Here is a 17,564-nt window from a genome sequence, read left to right on the forward strand (position 1 = left end):
GTCGGTCGCCGGGGTGGTGGCGCGGTGCGACTCGCGAAGTGGCGGCTTGCCCATAGTCTTATGATCGGTATATACCGTTCCTGTGACCGACGCACTGCGGGAACCCACGTTCCTGATACTCACCGCGCTTGCCGAGGAGCCCCGGCACGGCTACGGGATCCTGCGCGATGTCGAGCACATCTCCGGGGGGCGGGTGCGGCTGCGGGCGGGCACCCTCTACACCGCGCTCGACCGGCTGACCTCGGACGAGTGGGTGGCGGTCGACCGGGAAGAGGTGGTCGACGGCAGGCTCCGGCGGTACTACCGCCTGACCGACCGGGGGGCGGCCCGGCTGGCGGAGGAGATCGAACGGGTGCGTGCCACTACCCGTGTCGCGGAAACACGTCTGCGTGCACGACTCATCGGAGGGACGGCGTGAGCGAACTCGAGAAGGGGTACCGGCGGCTGCTGAACCTCTACCCGCGGGACCACCGCGAACGGCATGGCGAGGAGATGCTCGGCGTGCTGATCGCCGACGCGGGTGACCGGAAGACGCCAGGCTGGCGCGACACCGCCGACGTGCTGTGGGGTGCGTTCCGGTTGCACGTGCGGCGTCTGCTCGCGGCCGACGTGCTGGCGATCGTCAGTCTGCTCGGCCCGATCGCGGTCCTGGCGGGTGCGGCCACGAGCCTGCACGAGCTGGCCTGGTGGGTTCGGGCGGGCTCGGTGCCGCCGTTCGGGCAGCTCCCCGACGCACCGGTGTGGTTCGTCTGGCTCGGGGTCGCGATCCTTGCCGTGGCGGGGAAACGCAGGGCGGCCGCGATCGGCGCCTGGGTGGCCACCGCCGGGCTGATCGTGGTCCTCCAGTTGCCGTTCGCGGGCTGGCAGTGGTTCACGGACAAGGCGGGCTGGGTGCTGCTCAGCGCGATCACGGCCTTCGCGCTCTCCACGGCGGACGGGCGCAAGGCCCGGGGCGGGGCCGCGATCGTCACCATGGCCGCGACGGTCCTGGTGATCGTGGGGCTCGGGGTGTTCGGCCACCGGCACGAGATCGCCGAGTACGCGGCGCTCGCCGTCCTGTTCGCCGGCGCGGTGCTGGCCGCCGGCATCAGGTCCGCCACCGGATGGCGGGCCGCGCTGGTGCTCTCGGCGCCGGTCGCGACCGCGTTGCTCGCGCGGCTCGTGCACGCCGTGCACGACGGGCCGATCAACGACACGGTCTCCACACTGATCTTCTTCGGCGCACCGCTGGTGTTCCTGGTCGCCATCGGCGGGCTGGTGCGCCTGCCTCGGCGAGCCGGCGCCGACTAGCACCTGCGCCCGTCACCGAGCGGACCTCCAGCTCGTCGGACCGCTCGGTGTCGGCGCGGCCGCTTGGCCGCCGGCCCCGGGGCGCGTCAGGTCGCGCGGCGAGGACCGGTGGGCGGCACCGCCGGTGATGGGGCCTGGCCGCCCATGGCGGGTGGTGTTGCTACGTCGTCGACGAGCCATCGACCCGGGGGTCGGTTCGGTGTGTCGACCACCGGTGACACCCGTCCGCGTCGCCGAGGCGGAGACGGGCTTATCGGGCGAGTTCGGTCGGTTCGTCCAGCCGCACCAGTTTGCGCGGGTTGGCCATCGCGTAGATCCGCGTGATTCGCCCGCCCCGCACGACGAGGCTCAGCGCGGCCGGTTCGCCGTCGACCTCGATCCGACCCGCGGGCGCGCCGTTGAGCCACACGATTGTCGTCTCGAACGTGGCTGCCACCCGGCGCAGCACGAACACCGCCCGCTCGGTGGGTGTGAGCGTCTCCAGCACCAGCATCATCGCCGTCGAGATGTTGTCGGCCAACTCGACGTCCTCGGCCACGTCGGGCGCGGTCAGCAGCGGATCGGGCAACCAGGAGCCGATGTAGGACTCCCTGCGCCGGGTGAGCACGCGCAGCCGGTCGAGCGCCTGCCGGGTGACGATCCCGACCAGGTAGGCACGCTGGTTCCGCACCGTGTCGAGATCGACGTCCACCCACCGCAGCCAACTCTCCTGCAGGACGTCCTCGGCGTCGGCGACCGAGCCCAGCATCTCGTAGGCGACCGTGAAGAGCAGGTTGCGGTGGGCGACGAAGACCTCGGTGCTGGGCGGCTGTGCACGTTCATGCCCCGCGACAACCTCCGGCGCCATCCGCGACGTGCCGGCCATGGGCGGCTCCTGGCCGCGGCCGGTCTGATCCTGCCCGCCGTGCTCGACATCGCACCGGTGATGGTGCCGGTCACCGCCGTCTGCTGGGTCCTGTTGATGATCGGCGCGATGATCACCCACGCCCGCCACGCCCAGTACAAGTACGTCGCGTTGAACTTCGTCTACCTCGCCGCGGCCGCTTTCCTTGCCTGGGGCCGCTTCGGCCCCGAGTCCTTCACCGGCTGAAGTCGGGTAAGGCGCCACGTCGACCACCTCGCGACGTGGACTCACCGTGTCGATGGTGGCCGGCTGAACAGCGCTCAAACGAAACGGCGGCTACCGAGCCGGTGTGGCTCGGTAGCCGCCGTACGGTGTTCTGCGGCTAGCAGGTGCCGTTCGACACCGGCATGCCCTTGTTGGCGCCGGCCGTGCGGCTCACGATGTTGGGCACGCAGGCGGTCTGGTCGAGCGTGTAGCTGTAGGGGATGCTGACCGTGGTGGTGGACTTGACGTCCGGTCCGGCGGGCTTGTGCTCGCTGTCGGGCGTGGACCAGGTGACGTTGTCGAAGATGTTGCCGCTGACCTGCCAGTAGCCGGCCATGTCGGTGTAGAAGGTCCCGAGGACGTCCTTGGAGTTCTTGAAGTAGTTGTTGTCCACCTTGGCCTTGGCGCCGGCCCGGGAGTTGATGCCGGACTCGTTGAGGCTCACGTAGTGGTTGTTGTACATGTGGCCCACGCCGCCGCGCAGCAGGGGCGTCCGGGAGTCGATGTTCTCGTAGAGGTTGTGGTGGAAGGTGACGAACCCGTTCGACACGTCGCTCTCGCTGGACCCGACCAGCCCGCCGCGACCGGAGTTGCGCAGGGTGCTGTAGGACAGCGTCACGTACTGGGTGTTGTTCTTCATGTCGAACAGGCCGTCGAAGCCCTCCGCCTCACCGCCCGACGCCAGCAGGTCGACGTGGTCGACCCAGACGTTGCGGACGTTGCTCTCCATCCCGATCGCGTCACCGCCGTTGGACGTGGGAGAACCCGACTTCTTCACGTTCTGGATCGTCACGTTCCGGATGATGATGTTGCGCGACTCCCGGATGTGGATGCCCAGCTGGTCGAACACCGCACCGCTGCCCACACCGATGATCGTGACGTTGCTGATCTGCTTGAGCTCGATCACCCCGGCGGCCGTCGAGCAGCTGTCGCCCGAGACCTTGGCGGTGTTGCCGTGGTTGATCGTGCCCTCGACCTCGATGATGATCGGTGTCGAGCTGCTGGCCCGGCCGCACAGGGCCGCGTGGATCTGCGTTCCCGTGGTGGCCCGGACCTTCGCCCCGCCCTGACCGCCGGTGGTCCCGCCGTTCTGGGACGCGAAGCCGGTCGCGACGCCCGCGGGCGGGTTCGTCGTCGTGGTCGTCGTGGTGGTCGAGGTCGTCGTGCTGGTGGACGTCGAGGTGGACGTGGAAGTGGAGGTCGACGTCGAGGTCGACGTCGAGGTCGAGGTCGTCACACCGTTCGCCGGGGTCAACGTCCACTGCTTGGTGGCCACGCTGTCGCAGGAGTTGGTCTGCACCCCGGCGCCGACGGCGGTGGAGCTGTCCTTGATGTTCATGCACTTGGTGCTGTTGGTGTCGACCAGGCGGTAGTTGCTGCCGCTCGCGGTCGCCGTCCAGGTCTGGCCGGGGCCGCCGGTGCACGCGACCTGCTGGATCGCCTTGCCCGCAGACGTGGACGCGTCCTTTACGCCGACGCACAGGCCCGTGGCGACCGAGCTGATCCGGTACCCGCCGCTGACCGCCGTGAACTTCCACTGCTGGCTGCTGTCGCTGCCGCACGACGCCTGCTGGAGCTGAACACCCGCGGTCGTGGTCCCGTTGGGGACGTTGAGGCAGTGTCCGGTGCCCGCGTTCTTCACCGTGTACGTGCCCGCGCCGATCGCCGCCGAAGCGGTCGTGACCGGCCAGGCGACGAGCGTGGCGGCCAGCGCCGTGACACCCGCCGCTGCTGCCAGACCCGCGCGCCATCGCGCGCCGCGCGGCCGTGCGGCACGCGTGGTGGGAGGTTGCACATTCATCGACTACTCCGCTTCTGACTTACCCGGACGCCGGAACTGGTGGGGGTGACTATTCAACCCGCTGGCGAAGAATTCACCGGCACGCGATGGCCAATACCGCGCGTCCAAGGTGCTTCCTCACATCGTTGTGGGAAATCGCTTGCCGTCGAATGCTAGATGGTCCGGAAGTGGCCGGTCAATAACGGCTTCGGCGGCTGGCGTCGGATAAGTATCGAATACTGTCGAATGCTCAGGTGGGAGGTGGTGCAACTGATCATCGACCAGCTGGGGGTTCGATGCGGGCGGTCATACTTGTGAACAGAATCGACGGGCGCTGATCACACTTGTGAACAATTGAGGCGCCGGCGGTCGCATTCAACCCCGGCAGTGGCCGCCGCGAGCCAGTCCGGACCATGCCCGCGAAACTGGAAGTTCGCCCGCGGCGCGTCGGCACGCAATCCGGCACCTGGTGGGCGACGAAGCGCTCGCGGCGCTCATGTGCCGGGTAGACGTGCTGTCCGGATGGATCGGGCGATCCACGGCGACCGGCTGCCCGTCGGCCAGAGAACCAGCGTCCGGTACGGCGCCGCGTCGGGCACCGGGCGGTACGTCACGTCGGGTCGGACGTCATCGCGGCCGGCGCGGCGGGCACCGGTGCCACGGCCTGGCCGAAGACCACCACGTCCAGCGGTTGGGCGCTGTCCCGCACGACCGGGCCGTCGGCCGGGCGATCCGGGTTTCCCAGCCGGCAGTCGCGGTCGACAACCCTCGGGTCGCTCCACCGGAGGGCCGTTCACCGTCCGTGTCAGAGCGCGGACGGCAGGATGTCGAAGGTGTTGGGTAGCCCGAGTCGGTAGTTCACCTGGTCCTGGGCCTTGAGCAGCTCGAACTCCGGCGCTCGGTAGAGGTCGCGCACTACCGCGCGGGGAGCGCTGGACCCGTTCTCGTCCAACAGCGCGTTCACCGCCAGGCGGGCGGAGCTGTTCGCGCCCTCCATGCTGGCTCCGTTGATCGGCACCTGGAGGTAGTCGCCCGCGAGGAAGAGGTTGGGCACGGCGGTGCGCGCGGTGGGGCGTCGATGCCAGGAACCGACCGGGTGCACGACGAGCTCGTCGGCGTTGGCCGGGTTCGGACCGCCCAACCCGCTCACACCCGGATCCAGGAACCAGGTCACCAGGGACGACTCGTCGAGCACGGTGCGGCCGGAGTCGTTGAGGTGCTGCTTGAGCTGGGTCAAGACCTCTTGGACGAGCTGCTCCTCGGTCAACTGCTTCGCGGGACGGCCGAACAGCACACCAGGGGTGTCCCAGTCGGAGATGATGACGGACACGCAGTCGGCAACGGTGCCGTCGCCGTAGTCGGCGCGGAAGTCGCGCTCCGGCCAGAACGCGGCCTGGCTGATCGAGGTCAACGCCCAGGGCGCGTGGAGGTAGTAGACGTGCCCGTGGACCAGGGGGGTCGGCCGGTCGAAGTAGAGCATCAACCCGACCATCCACCGCGTCTCCAACGTCGCCGCGGCGCGCAATCGCGGATCAGCCGCCAGCAGGTCCTCGTTCCACACCCGTCGGGCGTGCTCCACGGGCAACGCGCAGACGTAGAAGTCGGCGGCGGCCTCCTCCGTGCGGCCGTCGGGATCGCGGACGCGCGCGGTGGAGATCCGGCCGCGGTCCACGACCAGGTCCTCGACCGCCCACCCGATGCGGAACTCGACCCCGAGCGCGCGCAGGTGCCGCTCCCACGGATCGATCCACGCCTCGTTCGTCGGCGCGTTCAGCACCCGGTCCAGCGGTCCTTCGGTGCCCCGGCCGAGAAGGGCGAACACCAGTCGTTCCAGGACCAGGCCGGCGGTGTGCGTGCTGGCGTTGTCGGTCCTGGTTGCCGCCAGCACGCGCGTGGGGCCGTCGACGAAGAACCGCTTGTAGTCCTCCGACTTCCCGTGCGCCCGCAGGAATTCCGGCCAGGGCGTGTGCTCCCACTGGTCGAGGCGGCGCTCCTCGCAACTGGTGAGATAGACCAGCATGCGCTGCGCGAACACCGCCGCCTCGTGCGGCGGCAGGTGCAACACCGTCTCGACCGCGGCGCGCACCTGCCGCAGCAGCGCATCCGGTGCGAGTTGCTCGACCAGCCCGGGCAGCGCCAGCGGGATGCGCAGGTCCTCCCGGCCTCCGGCGAACGACGCCAGGAACTCGGTCGCCGACACGAGGTTGTCGTGCACACCGTTGGCGTTGCCCGGGAACGGGATCCTCCGCAACGTGTCGGGGAGGTCCTGGTAGAACCCGAAGAAGATCCGGAAACCGTGCTCGCCCGGCAGGTCCGGTCGACCGTCCTGCCCTGTGCCGGGTACGGGCATGCTGCGGCACTTGCCGCCCAGGGCGCGCCGTTCGTAGACCGTGACCGCGAACCCGCGTTCGGCCAGCTCGTGCGCCGCCGTCATCCCCGCGACCCCACCACCCAGGACGGCCACCGTCGCGCCGGATCCACGCGCCCCGGCCACGCCCGGGAGGGCCAGTCCGGCCAAGCCGGCGCCGGCGCCGGTCAGGAGAGCACGACGACTGAACTCGAATCCGTCCATGGTCAACGCCCAACCCTCGACCCGATACCGGTGAGGCAGGACCGTAGCGCACCGGGCGATCGTCGGCCGACCCGCTTCCAGCGTTGCGATCGACAACGGAAACCTCGCGACGCCAACGACTTCGCGGAAGGTCGACGAGCTGAACCGGCGGTGTGCTGAGCCGCACGGCGGTGGCCGAAGTGCCCGAGAACCACCCGATCGTGTGAGCGTGCGGCGGGACAGCTGGCAGGACTCCTGGTCCCACCACCAGGAGGAGCCGGGTGGCGGTAGCGGGGCGAGGTCGGTCACGGAGGGCTGTTCGCCCCAGCTCGCGTGCACGGGCACCGGGGGTCGGGCGTGGCGTCGCCGCACGGCGGGTCACCGCGCTGTGACGGGTTCCCCGGTCGGTGCGGGGCGTGGGGCGAGGACGTTGGCGAAGCCCACGGCGAGCAGGCACAGCACGACCGGCACGAGGAAGGCGATGTTCAGGGGGATCCAGTGGGCCAGGCCGCCGATCAGGGCCGGACCCGCCAGCAGGCCCACGTAGCCGAGGCCGACGACGCGGGCCATCAGGGCGCCCGAGGACCGCTGGTCCAGGTTGCCGGCGGCGGAGAAGAGTTGGGGGACGCTGCCGGACAGGCCCAGGCCGAACAGCGCCCAGCCGGTGAACGCGAGCCACACCCACGGCGAGAACACCACGAGTGTGAGGCCGAACGCCGCCAGTGCCGCCCCGTAACGCACGATCGCGACGGGGCCGACGAGTGCGGCGACGCGGTCGGTGGCGAATCGGCCCACGGTCATGGCGACGGCGAACGAGCCGTAGGCGAAGGCGGCGGTGCTGGTGGACGTGCCCAGGACGTCCTCGGCGTGCAGCGCGGCCCAGTCGTTGGCGACGCCCTCGGCCAGCATCATCGCGAACGCGATGGCGCCCAGCAGCCACACCAGCTTGGTGGACGGCTTCGCGGAGGGGGCGTGCGCCGTGGTCTCCTCCGGTTCGGGACGGCCGTCGACCAGGAAACGGCCGGTGACCAGCGACACCACGATGGTGAACACGCCGCACGCGCCCAACGTGACGGCGGTGGGGAGTTCGGCGCCCAGCGTGACCGCGCCGACCACGGCCGCGATCGCGCCGCCGATCGACCACATGGCGTGGAACGCGGCCATGATCGGCCGTGGGTAGGCGCGCTCCACGATCACGGCGTGGGAGTTCATCGCCACGTCGATGGTGCCGTTGCCGAAGCCGAAGAACAGCAGTGCGAGACCCAACGTCCACCACGAGTCGGCCAGGCCGGGGAAGAACAGCGCGATGCCGAGCAGCACGCCGGCCGCCGGCAGGAGCTTGCGCTGGCCCCACCGGTCGGCGAGCGGGCCGGCGACCTGCATGCCGATGAACGCCGCACCGCCGAGCACCAGCAGCAGGCCGCCCAGGGCGCTGTGCGAGATGCCGGTCGCGCGTTCCACGTTCGGGATGTGCACCACCCACAGACCGACGGCGAAGCCGTTGAGGGTGAAGTAGACCCAGGTGGCGACGCGGGCCGCGCGGGGCAGGGGGGCGGTCACGGGCTCTCCAGTCGTTCGGCTACGTGCACGAGTACCCCGCGCGCGACCAGTTCAGCGCGCACGTCGGCAGGGGTGTCGGTATCGGTGACGAGCACGTCCGGCCGGTCGGCCGGGCAGACGTGGGCCAGCGCGGTGCGGTCGAACTTCGTGCTGTCGGCGAGCACGACCGTGCGCCCGGACACGGCCATCGCCTGCTGCTTGACCTCGGCATCGGCCAGGTTGTGCGAGGTGAGCCCGGCGTCCAGGTCGAACGCGCACGGGCTCAGCAGGGCGACGTCGAACCGCAGCGCGCGCAGGGACGCCAGCGCCAGCGGGCCGACCATGGCCAGTTCGCCGGGTCGTGGCTCGCCGCCGGGCAGCAGCAGCCGCACCTCGGGGGCGTCGAGCAGTTCACGCACCGCGTGCAGGGACAGCGGCATGACGGTGACCGGGCGGCCGCGCAGGAGCCTGGCGACCTCGACCGCCGTCGTGCCGCTGTCCAGCACGAGCGTCTCGCCGTCCCGGACCAGCTCGACGGCCGCTGCGGCGATGGCGCGTTTCGCGGCGTTCGCGGTGGCGGTGCGCGCGGTGAACGGTGGCTCCACGCCCGCCGGGCTGAGCGGCACCGCCCCGCCGTGCACCCGGCGCAGCACACCGCCGGCCGCGAGCAGGTCGAGGTCGCGGCGGATGGTCATCTCCGACGCGCCGGTGACGGCCGCCAGCTCCGCTACGGCGACCTGTGCGCCGGAGCGGAGCCGTTCGACGATCACGCGGTGTCGGTCGGCGCTCTTCACGTGAGCAACCGTCGCAAATTATGTGCGTTCGAACAAGTGGTTTGTGCTTACGATCGCATTCGGGCGCAGCCGCCACCCGCCCGGCGCGCAGGGGTTCCGGAGCGTCGCGGGACAAGACTTGGAACGAGTAGCTGTGCAGGTGGAACGGGTGGTCGGTGGTGTGCTCGTTGACCACAACCACAACCACAACCACGACCACGACCACGACCACCGAACCGGTACCGCAGCCACAACCAGAGCCTCAACCACGACCAGAGCCGCAACCGCAACCGCAACCACAGCCACAGTCACAGCCGGCGACCGAGGAACCGCCGCCTGCGGCGCAGCAGCCCCCGCCGGACCAGGGCTGCCACCCCAGCTACACGCCGTGCGTGCCGATCGCTGACGACATCGACTGCAAGCCCGGCAGCGGCAACGGGCCGGCGTACGTGACCGGGCCGATCACCGTCATCGGCCCGGACGAGTACGACTTGGACCGCGACAACGACGGCGTCGGTTGCGAGTAGCGGTCACCAATCGAGCGGGAGGGTGGTGATGTAGTCGGTCAGCAGGCCGGCGATGAGGCGGTGGTCGTTGGCGGAGAAGTGCCAGTCGCAGCCGAGGCGGTCGAGGGCCGGGTTGTCGTAGTTCCAGAAGCGGACCCGGTTGTCGCCGCGGGCGTTGCGGTCCTGGACGACCTGTTCGGCGGTCGTGGCGAACAGGTCGGTGGCGCTGACCACGATGACGGTGTCGGGGCCGTACTGGGTGCGCAGCTTGTCCAGGAAACCTTGGTAGGCGGTCCGGTACGCGGCGGTGAGGCTGTCGGGGGTCCAGGGTTCGCCGGGGTTGATGGCGGTGGAGAAGTCGTTGGTGCCCAAGCCGACCACGACGAGCTGCGGGCGCCAGGTGGCCGGGTTGCGCCACACGTCACCATCGACGTTCTGCAGGCCGCGGTCGTAGTAGGTGCGGAAGCTGGTGCCGGGCTCGCCGCCGTTGTAGTTGCGCACCATGCCGCGGCCGGAGTGGGCGTTGACCTGGTAGTCGGCGCCCAGGCCGCGGGCGGCGAGCGGGCCGAAGGCGAGGTCGGTGTTGGTGTTGCGGTCGACGCCGCCGGTGGCCGAGCAGTCGCGGGTGGTGGAGAGGTTGCCGTAGCCGGCGGTCAGCGAGTCGCCGATGAACTCGACCTGCCGGGTGCGGGCGGCGGGCTTGGCGAGGATCTCGCCGCCGGCGGCGGGCAGGAAACCGCCGAACTCCCCGGCGGCCCAAGGGCTTTCGCTGCGCTTGACCAGGCGGACGGTGTGCTCGGCGTCGGTCAGGCCGGTGATCCACCGGGTGACCCGGCCGGGCGTGATCAGGCCGGCGACGGTGGTGCCGTCGACCTGGACGTCGTAGTCGTTGTTGGGGTCGTTGAGCACGATCCCGACGCCGGTGCCGCGGAACCGGCTCTCGAAGTAGATGCCCGGCCACGTGTACCGCGCGGTGTCCGCGGTGGCGCGGACCCGGCCCACGGTGTGCGTCCGGTCGAGGATGCCGGACACCGGGGGAGTGGTCGTGGTGGTGGTGACGGTGGTTCCGGTGCACGGCGTGCCGTTGAGCGCGAAGTCGGTGGGCACCGGGTTCGAGCCGGTCCACGAGCCGGTGAAGCCGAAGCCCGCGCTCGCACCGGTGGCCAGGCGTCCGTTCCAGGAGACGCTGTCGACCTCGACCAGCGCACCGGACTGGCGCACGGTGCCGTTCCACAGTTGCCCGATCCGCTGGCCGGCGGCGAACGACCACGTCAGCCGCCAACTCGGGATCGGGTCGCCGAGGTTGGTGACGGTGACGTTCGCGCCGAAACCGCCCGCCCACTGGCTCGCCACCTGGTAGGTGACCCGGCACCCGGCGGCCGCCTGCGCGGGCGCGGTGGTGACGGCGACGGTGGTCAGGGACGCGGCCACCGCGGCCACGACCGCACCGGCCACCGCCGGGCGTTGACGGGTGGTCCGCACCTTTGCCTCCACGGGTCGACGTCTGGGAGCGCTCCCAAAGCGACCGTAGCGAACAACCCGCGCAACGAGAAGGGTTGCCGCCGGGCGTATCGATTGGCGGACGGCGTCACCCGATCGCTCGGTTCGCCCGCGCACGTCCGGCCTCCCGGAAAGAGCGGTGCCAAGATCGGCCGGCGATACCCCGATCCGTGCCCGACGGAGGAGAACGAATGCTGGTCCCGTGGCGTTTTCCTGGTCGTCCTCGCCGTCGGTGCCGTCACGGTGTCGAGCACGGCCGCCGCACCGGCCGAGCTCGTGACCCGGCAGCACCAAGGCCACTCGCTCGAACTGGACGGCGATTCGTTGACCTGGGACCGGATGGTGGAGGTGCTCGAAGCCGACCGGGTGACCGTGCGCCTCGGCCTCAAGTCGCGCCAGGCGATGATCGCCACCAGGCAGGGTGCCGAGGAGGCGCTGGCCGCCGGGCAACGGGTGTACGGGTGGAACCAGGCGCTGGGCCCGTTGAAGGACCAGCCGCTGCCCGAGGCGGACCGGGTGGAGTTCCAGCGCAGGGTGCTGCGCTCGCACGCCGCCGGCGTCGGCCCCGCGCTGTCCGACCGGGTGGCGCGGTTGGCGTTGGTGTTGCGGGCCAACACGATGGCACGCGGTGCGATGGGCGTGCGGCCGGAGATCGTGGACCGGATGCTGGAGTTGGTCAACGCGGGCGTGACGCCGCGGATGCCGGAGATCGGGTCGTTGGGCACCGGTGACCTGCAACCGATGGCGGCGGCGGGACTGGTGCTCACCGGCGAACCCGCGCCCGCCCGCTTCGAGGGCCGCGAAGGGCCCGCGCCCGAGGTCCTCGCCGCGGCCGGGCTCGAGCCCGCGTTCCAGCTGAAGCAGGGCGAAGCGCTGCCGTTGATCAGCGGCAGCAGCGTGGTGGCCGCCCGGTACGTCGACGCGGTGGTGCGCGCCGAACGGCTGCTCGACACCTACGACGGCGCGTTCGCGTTGTTCCTGGAGGCGACCCGGGCCGAGCAGGGCGCGTTCGACGCCCGCACCCACGACGAGCGCCGCATCCCCGCCGAGGTGGAGGCGGCCCGCGTCACCAGGCGTTGATCTGCGGCACGGGGTGGATGACCGACGAGGGGCGCAAGGCGAGCGGTGACGAGAGCCCGCGCATCCAGGACGCCGTGTCGATCCGCGCCACCCCGCACATCGTCGGCGCGCTGCGGCAGCGGCTGGCGGACGCCCGGGGCCACATCGAGCGCGAGGCCAACGCCTCGACGTCCAATCCGCTGGTGTTCCCCAAGGCGGGCGGCGGGTACGAGTTCGTCATGGGCGGCAACTGGGACGCCGCGCTGCTCGGCCACGAGATCGACTCGCTCAACGCCCAGATCGCCGACCTCGGCGTGCTGTCGCAGGAACTGTCCGCGCGGCTGCTGGCCGACAAGTGGAGCTACCACCTGCCCGCCAACCTCGCCGGGGGAGAGGTCGGGCTGAACTCCGGCCTGGTGCAGGTGCAGACCGTCGCGGTGGCGCTGGTGCCGGAGATGCAGCAACTCGCCACGCCCGCCGGCACGCTGTCCCGTCCGGCGAAGTTCGGGCAGGAGGACCACAACACGATGGCGATGGCCTCGGTGCGCGCCCTGCACGCCAACCTGGACCGGTTGGAGACCGTGCTGGCGGTGCACGTGCTCATGGCCGCCCAGGGCATCGACCTGATCAAGGACAAGATGACCGGTTTCCCGTTGGGCGCGGGCACCGAGCGGCTGCACCAGGCGGTCCGCCGGCACATCGCGCCGCTGGGCGACGACTGCTACCAGACGCCGGACCTGGAGAGGGCGACCGACCTCGTCCGCGGCGGCGAACTGAGCCGTCAGGTGCGCGCCGCGCTCTCTCCGGACCAGAACAAGTGCGCGGCTTAGTCACTATTGATTATGAAGTGATCGGCGCTAGGGTGGGGTGTGTAGCGGCTGGCGTGAGTGAACTCGGTGAGCGGTTCTCCCGGTGTCTTGTAGGGAGAGTGGGATGTAGCCCGTCCGCATCGCGGTGTGGGTGCTGAACGCACTGTGCGTGATGCTACTATCCGACTTGTCAGTTACCCCTGCGAGGAAGGCTCGGCGCACCATGGGCGTTCGGCGTGACTACGGCCAGTTCTGCGGGCTGGCCGGCGGGCTGAACGTGGTCGGTGAGCGGTGGACGCTGCTCATCGTGCGCGAGCTGCTGATCTCGCCCATGCGCTTCAACAACCTGCTGGAGAACCTGCCGGGCATCGGGCCCAACCTGCTCACCGACCGGCTCCGGATGCTGTCGGAGCACGGGGTGATCGAGCAGTTGCCGGTGGAGGGCGACTCGCGCGGCCGGATGTACCGGCTCACCGGGAAGGGCGCGGAGCTGCGCGAGCCGGTGCTGGCGCTGGCCAAGTGGGGCATGGGCTTCCTGGCCGAGGAGGACAGCAAGAAGGCCGTCCGCGACGAGTGGGGCTTCCTCGCGCTCCAGGCGATGATCGACCACGACCACGTCCCGGACGTGGACGAGACCTACGAGTTCCGCGTCGGCGACAGCAGCTACGCCATCGAGGTGCGCGGCGGCGAGATCTCGTTCGTCCTGGGGCCGGTCGAGACGCCCGATCTGACGATCACCTGCGCGGCGGGCGTGTTCGTGCGCATCGGGGCCCGGCTGCTCACCCCGTTCGACGCCATCGTGACCGGTGACGTGAAGGTGGACGGCCCGGCGGAGTCCATCCACCGCTGCACCAGGATGCTCGGCCTCGCCTAGCAGGTCGGCCGGAACGGTCTACGTGCGTCGTCGCGGGGACGTCCGGGTGACGCCCGACCGGGCGTAGGCGCCGGGGGTGGTGCCCAGCATCCGGCGGAAGTGGCGGGTCAGGTGGGAGCGGATGCACCCATAGGCGCCAGTCGACGTCGCCGGTACGAGACGGTGGCGACAGCCCCATACCGGCCGGAAGCACCCCGGCAGCCAGGCGCCCCACTCCGCCGCGGTGCACCGGCGGGCGAGGGCGAAGCGAAGGTCGGGTCGGCCCGGGCACGGTCGAGAACCACGTCGCGTCCATCCGGGATCGGCACCGCGAACCGGCCCGCGATCGCCGCGTCGGCCAGGGCCACCGGCCGGGTCGGGCTCTGACCGGGTGCGGAACCGCCGTTCGGCCGAGGGCGAGGCCCTGACCTGCGTGTCCCACGCGGACCCGGTGCCGGTAACGTCGTCGCGGCACGAGTGCCGGGGCGAGTGCGAGGCGGGGTGGGGGAATGGCGGGGCAGGCCGAACTCCTGCTGCGGCGGTTCGGCCGTCGGTACGCGGTGGTCGTGCGGCTGGCGACGGTGCTGCCGATCTGCGCGATCGCCCTGCTCAGGGTGAAACCGGAACAACTGCCGGCCACCGCGCTCACCGTCGGCGTCGCGATCGTGTGGACCTGCGGGTACGGGTGGTGGCTCCAGCGGACCGAGAGCGGGCTGCCGGTCGTGGTGGACGTGGTGGTGCTGCTCGGCGTGTCCGGGAGCATCTTCGTGACCGACGCCGTGCAGCACACCAACTACGGGTGGATCAGGCTCCTCGTCACGTTCGCCTGCGTGACCTACCAGTGGCACACGTCGCTGCCGGCGGGTGTCGTCGCGGCCCTGGTGGTCGACGGCGGGCTGCTGGTCGTCACCCGGGTGGAGGGCGCCGATCGCGACTTGGTGGTCTCGCAGGTCTGGATTCTGGTGGCGGCCGGGCTGTCCCGGGTGGCGTGGCTGCTGGTGCGGCGGGCCGCCGAACGGGCCGACCGTGCCGCCGCCGAGGCGGCGCGGGCGCGGCGGGACTCGTCGGTCGCGGCGGCCCTGCGGGCGGAGGAGCGGGAGTTCGCGGCATCGCTGCACGACACCGCCGCGGCGACGTTGCTGATGGTCGGCAGCGGGCAGGTGCCCGCCGGCAGCACCTGGCTGGCGGCGCAGGCGCGCCGTGACCTGGAGAGGCTGCGCTCCGGCCGCACGGACCTGCCCCGGCACGTCGACCTCGTGCGGCTGCTGCGCACCGAGGTGGAGGCCGTGCACCTGGACGTGGAGTTCGACGCGCCGACCCGGCTGCCGCTGCCGTCCGACGTGGCGACGGTGTTCGCCGACGCGAGCCGTGAAGCGCTGAACAACGTCCGGCGGCACGCGGGCACCACGCGGGCGACCGTCCGGCTCGACGGCGACGAACGGCGGCTGCGGCTGGAGATCGCCGACGCCGGCCGGGGTTTCGCACCCGACGAGGTCCCGGCCACGCGACGCGGGCTGCGGGAGTCGGTGCACGGCCGGTTGGGCCGCATCGGCGGCACGGCGACGGTCCTGTCCGGTGCAGGCGCGGGCACCGTGGTGCGGCTGGAGTGGCGTGATCGCGATGAGTGACACGGTCCGGGTGCAGCTGCTGTCGGGTCTGCGGGTCGCGACCCTGCTGGTCACCGCGGTGGTGGTCGGCGGGCTCGGCCTCGCCAACCTGGTGCGCCGGTGGGCTGCCCACGACTTCCCGCTCGTCCAGCTGACGGCGTGGGCCGTGCTGGTCGCCGTGCTCGCGGTCGAAGCGGTGCTGCTGGTCCGGCGCCGACCTTGGGGTCGGCTGCGCGTGCCCGCCGTCGCGGCGGTCCTGGTCGCGTTCGCGGCGGCCACCGCGACCCTGCCCGACGAGCGCACCGCGAGCAGCGTGGACTGGGCGTTCGGCGCGGCCAACTGGGTCGGCCTGGTGGTGCTGCTGGACCGTCCACTGCGGACGATCGCGGTGTTCCTGTGGGCGCACGAGCTGATCGCGCTGTCGCACATGCTGCTGTTCGACGACGTGCACAAGGGCGACCTGGCCCGGCTCGCCACCGGCTCGGTCACCGTGATCGGCTTCCCGCTGTGCGTGGCCGTGGTGGCGTCCGTGCTGCACCGGCTCGGCGCCGAAGCCGCGACCGCGGCCGCCGAGGTCGAGCGGTTGCGGACCGCGGAGGCCGTCGCGGTGCAGTCGCACCGGCGCAGGCAGCAGCGGTTCGCCGAGCTGTCCGCGGGCGCGATCCCGTTGCTGGAAAGGCTCGCCGACGGCTCGCTGAGCCCGCGGGACCCGGAGGTCCAGCGCCGCGGCGCGATCGAGGCCGCCCGGGTGCGGAGGCTGTGCGCGGAAACGGACGTGGTGACCAACCCCCTGCTGCACGAACTGCGCCACTGCGCCGACATCGCCGACCGCAAGGGCGTCGTGGTCGAATTGGAGGCACGAGGCGACTGGCCGACACCGCCGGTCGCCGTCCGGCGCGACCTGACCGACGCCGCGCTCACCGCCCTCGCGACGGCCGGTTCGTGGGCGAGGGTCACCGTGGTCGGCGACCGGGAACTGGTGTCGGTCAACGTGGTCGCGGACTGCGAGGAGGTCGTGCCGCCGAGCCCGGCGACGCCCGGCGTGCGGGTCGAGGTGCTCGGCCACGGGGGAACTACCTGGGTGGAGGCCGAATGGCAGCCGATGAGGTGATCACGGCGGTGATCGTGGACGACCACGCGGCGATCACCGCGGGCGTCCGGTACTGGTGCGAGCAGGCCGTGCCGCCGATCCGCCTGGTCGACGCGGGCGACCGGCTCGCCGCGGTGTGGACCGGCCCCGGTGCCGTCGCGGACGTGGTGATCTTCGACCTGGAGCTGGTGCCCGGTCGACCGGACTTCGCCGAGCTGCGCAGGCTGGTGGACAACGGCCGCCGGGTCGTCGTCTACTCGCAGCACGCGGACAGCGCCACCGCGCTCAAGTGCGTCGACCTCGGCGCGTTGGCCTACCTGACCAAGCGCGAGGGCCTCGACCACCTGATCCCCGCCATCAGGGCCGCCGCCCAGGGCCTGCCCTACACCGCGCCGTCGCTGTCCGGCGCGCTCGTCGCCGACGACGCCCCCGACCGGCCGCGCCTGTCCCCGCGCGAGGCGGAAGTGCTGCGGGCGTGGTTCACCTCGTCGTCCAAGGAACTCGTCGCCGCCAAGCTGAACATCACCGTGAAGACGGTCGACACGCACATCACCAGGGTGCGGGTGAAGTACGCGAACGTCGGGCGGACCGCGCGCACCAAGAGCGAGCTCGTGAGCCGGGCCCTGGACGACGGGCTGGTCACGCTCGCGGAACTCAACCAGACCGACACCGCGCTGTAGGGCGTTCACCGGACACCGCGCGGACCGCTGCCCGGTTACGGTCGGCACCCGGACACCGCCGGCGGACTCCCGCCTGCGCACCGCGCCTTGGTGGGGTAGGCGCGGTCCGTTGACGGGTCGGCGGGCGGTCCGCAGCGACCGCCGTGACGCGCGGGTCCCCGTTCGCCGAGTTCCCGAAGGCCCTGGTCGAGGAGGTTTGATGACGCACCCCGGTGCGCCACCGCACTACCCGCAGTTCCCTCCGCAAGGCGGGCAGTACGGACAGCAGCCGGGACCAGGACCGCACCCGCAACCAAGCCCGCCGCCAGGGCCGCATCCGGGGCCAGGGCCGCACTCGCAGCAAGGCCCGGGGCCGTGGGCAGGAGCGGGACCAGGGCCGCAGCCGGGGCCGGGGCCGGGAGTGGGGCCGGGAGTGGGAC

Annotated in this window: 15 protein-coding genes and 2 pseudogenes; 10 read left to right on the forward strand and 7 right to left on the reverse strand. The window is 71.4% G+C overall.

Annotation, left to right across the window (positions count from 1 at the left end):
* Nucleotides 1–82: 82 nt before the first annotated feature.
* Entirely contained in the window at nt 83–418 is a 336-nt protein-coding gene (locus tag A6A25_RS38130; RefSeq protein ID WP_241829138.1) for a PadR family transcriptional regulator, read from the forward strand.
* Nucleotides 415–1,290: a hypothetical protein gene (locus tag A6A25_RS38135; RefSeq protein ID WP_073898788.1), complete on the forward strand. Its 876-nt coding sequence runs from the start codon at nt 415–417 to the stop codon at nt 1,288–1,290. The genes A6A25_RS38130 and A6A25_RS38135 overlap by 4 nt, the downstream gene beginning before the upstream one ends.
* Nucleotides 1,291–1,723: 433 nt before the next feature.
* Here the strand turns inward: A6A25_RS38135 and A6A25_RS38140 are convergent.
* A pseudogene (locus A6A25_RS38140) lies at nt 1,724–2,155 on the reverse strand (sigma factor); the annotation flags it as partial.
* A gap of 39 nt (nt 2,156–2,194) precedes the next feature.
* Here A6A25_RS38140 and A6A25_RS38145 point away from each other — a divergent pair.
* Nucleotides 2,195–2,380: a DoxX family protein gene (locus A6A25_RS38145; protein ID WP_338013254.1), complete on the forward strand. Its 186-nt coding sequence runs from the start codon at nt 2,195–2,197 to the stop codon at nt 2,378–2,380.
* 136 nt (nt 2,381–2,516) lie between these two features.
* Here A6A25_RS38145 and A6A25_RS42665 read toward each other — a convergent pair whose 3' ends face one another.
* From A6A25_RS42665 to A6A25_RS47030, 5 genes and pseudogenes are all read right to left on the reverse strand, one after another.
* Nucleotides 2,517–4,199, reverse strand: a complete 1,683-nt coding sequence (locus tag A6A25_RS42665) for an RICIN domain-containing protein (RefSeq protein ID WP_083668995.1) — start codon at nt 4,197–4,199, stop codon at nt 2,517–2,519.
* A 784-nt stretch (nt 4,200–4,983) separates the two neighbouring features.
* Nucleotides 4,984–6,750 carry a hydroxysqualene dehydroxylase gene (locus A6A25_RS38165; protein WP_073898790.1) on the reverse strand — a complete coding sequence of 589 codons (1,767 nt, stop codon included), beginning with the start codon at nt 6,748–6,750 and terminating at the stop codon, nt 4,984–4,986.
* Nucleotides 6,751–7,107: 357 nt separating this feature from the next.
* Nucleotides 7,108–8,289 (reverse strand): MFS transporter, encoded by a 1,182-nt coding sequence (locus A6A25_RS38170; protein ID WP_073898792.1) that lies wholly within the window; start codon nt 8,287–8,289, stop codon nt 7,108–7,110.
* Nucleotides 8,286–9,062, reverse strand: a complete 777-nt coding sequence (locus A6A25_RS38175) for a DeoR/GlpR family DNA-binding transcription regulator (protein ID WP_073898794.1) — start codon at nt 9,060–9,062, stop codon at nt 8,286–8,288. Before A6A25_RS38175 ends, A6A25_RS38170 begins: the two co-directional genes overlap by 4 nt.
* Before the next feature lie 106 nt (nt 9,063–9,168).
* Nucleotides 9,169–9,273, reverse strand: a pseudogene (locus A6A25_RS47030) (multicopper oxidase domain-containing protein); the annotation flags it as partial.
* A 160-nt stretch (nt 9,274–9,433) separates the two neighbouring features.
* On the opposite strand from A6A25_RS47030, the gene A6A25_RS46545 reads away from it, so the two are divergent.
* Entirely contained in the window at nt 9,434–9,568 is a 135-nt protein-coding gene (locus tag A6A25_RS46545) for an excalibur calcium-binding domain-containing protein (RefSeq protein WP_274534383.1), read from the forward strand.
* Between the two features lie 3 nt (nt 9,569–9,571).
* On the opposite strand, the gene A6A25_RS38190 is transcribed toward A6A25_RS46545, so the two are convergent.
* On the reverse strand, nt 9,572–11,029 hold the full coding sequence (locus tag A6A25_RS38190; protein ID WP_241829139.1) for a cellulose binding domain-containing protein: 1,458 nt from the start codon (nt 11,027–11,029) through the stop codon (nt 9,572–9,574).
* A 261-nt stretch (nt 11,030–11,290) separates the two neighbouring features.
* Between A6A25_RS38190 and A6A25_RS46550 the strand changes: the two genes are divergently transcribed.
* From A6A25_RS46550 to A6A25_RS38220, 6 genes are all read left to right on the forward strand, one after another.
* Nucleotides 11,291–12,127 (forward strand): aromatic amino acid ammonia-lyase, encoded by an 837-nt coding sequence (locus A6A25_RS46550; RefSeq protein ID WP_198933001.1) that lies wholly within the window; start codon nt 11,291–11,293, stop codon nt 12,125–12,127.
* Nucleotides 12,128–12,144: 17 nt separating this feature from the next.
* Entirely contained in the window at nt 12,145–12,936 is a 792-nt protein-coding gene (locus tag A6A25_RS46555) for an aromatic amino acid lyase (RefSeq protein WP_198933002.1), read from the forward strand.
* Between the two features lie 202 nt (nt 12,937–13,138).
* Nucleotides 13,139–13,789 (forward strand): winged helix-turn-helix transcriptional regulator, encoded by a 651-nt coding sequence (locus tag A6A25_RS38205; RefSeq protein ID WP_073898804.1) that lies wholly within the window; start codon nt 13,139–13,141, stop codon nt 13,787–13,789.
* A 488-nt stretch (nt 13,790–14,277) separates the two neighbouring features.
* Nucleotides 14,278–15,396, forward strand: coding sequence for a sensor histidine kinase (locus A6A25_RS38210; RefSeq protein ID WP_073898806.1), 1,119 nt, complete (start codon nt 14,278–14,280; stop codon nt 15,394–15,396).
* Nucleotides 15,389–16,486, forward strand: a complete 1,098-nt coding sequence (locus A6A25_RS38215) for a hypothetical protein (protein ID WP_143193684.1) — start codon at nt 15,389–15,391, stop codon at nt 16,484–16,486. The genes A6A25_RS38210 and A6A25_RS38215 overlap by 8 nt, the downstream gene beginning before the upstream one ends.
* Nucleotides 16,468–17,145 (forward strand): response regulator, encoded by a 678-nt coding sequence (locus A6A25_RS38220; protein ID WP_073898810.1) that lies wholly within the window; start codon nt 16,468–16,470, stop codon nt 17,143–17,145. The genes A6A25_RS38215 and A6A25_RS38220 overlap by 19 nt, the downstream gene beginning before the upstream one ends.
* Nucleotides 17,146–17,564: the final 419 nt, after the last annotated feature.

Origin of the sequence: Saccharothrix sp. CB00851 (genome assembly GCF_001905065.1) — a bacterium.
In the GTDB taxonomy this organism is placed as follows: Bacteria; Actinomycetota; Actinomycetes; order Mycobacteriales; family Pseudonocardiaceae; genus Actinosynnema.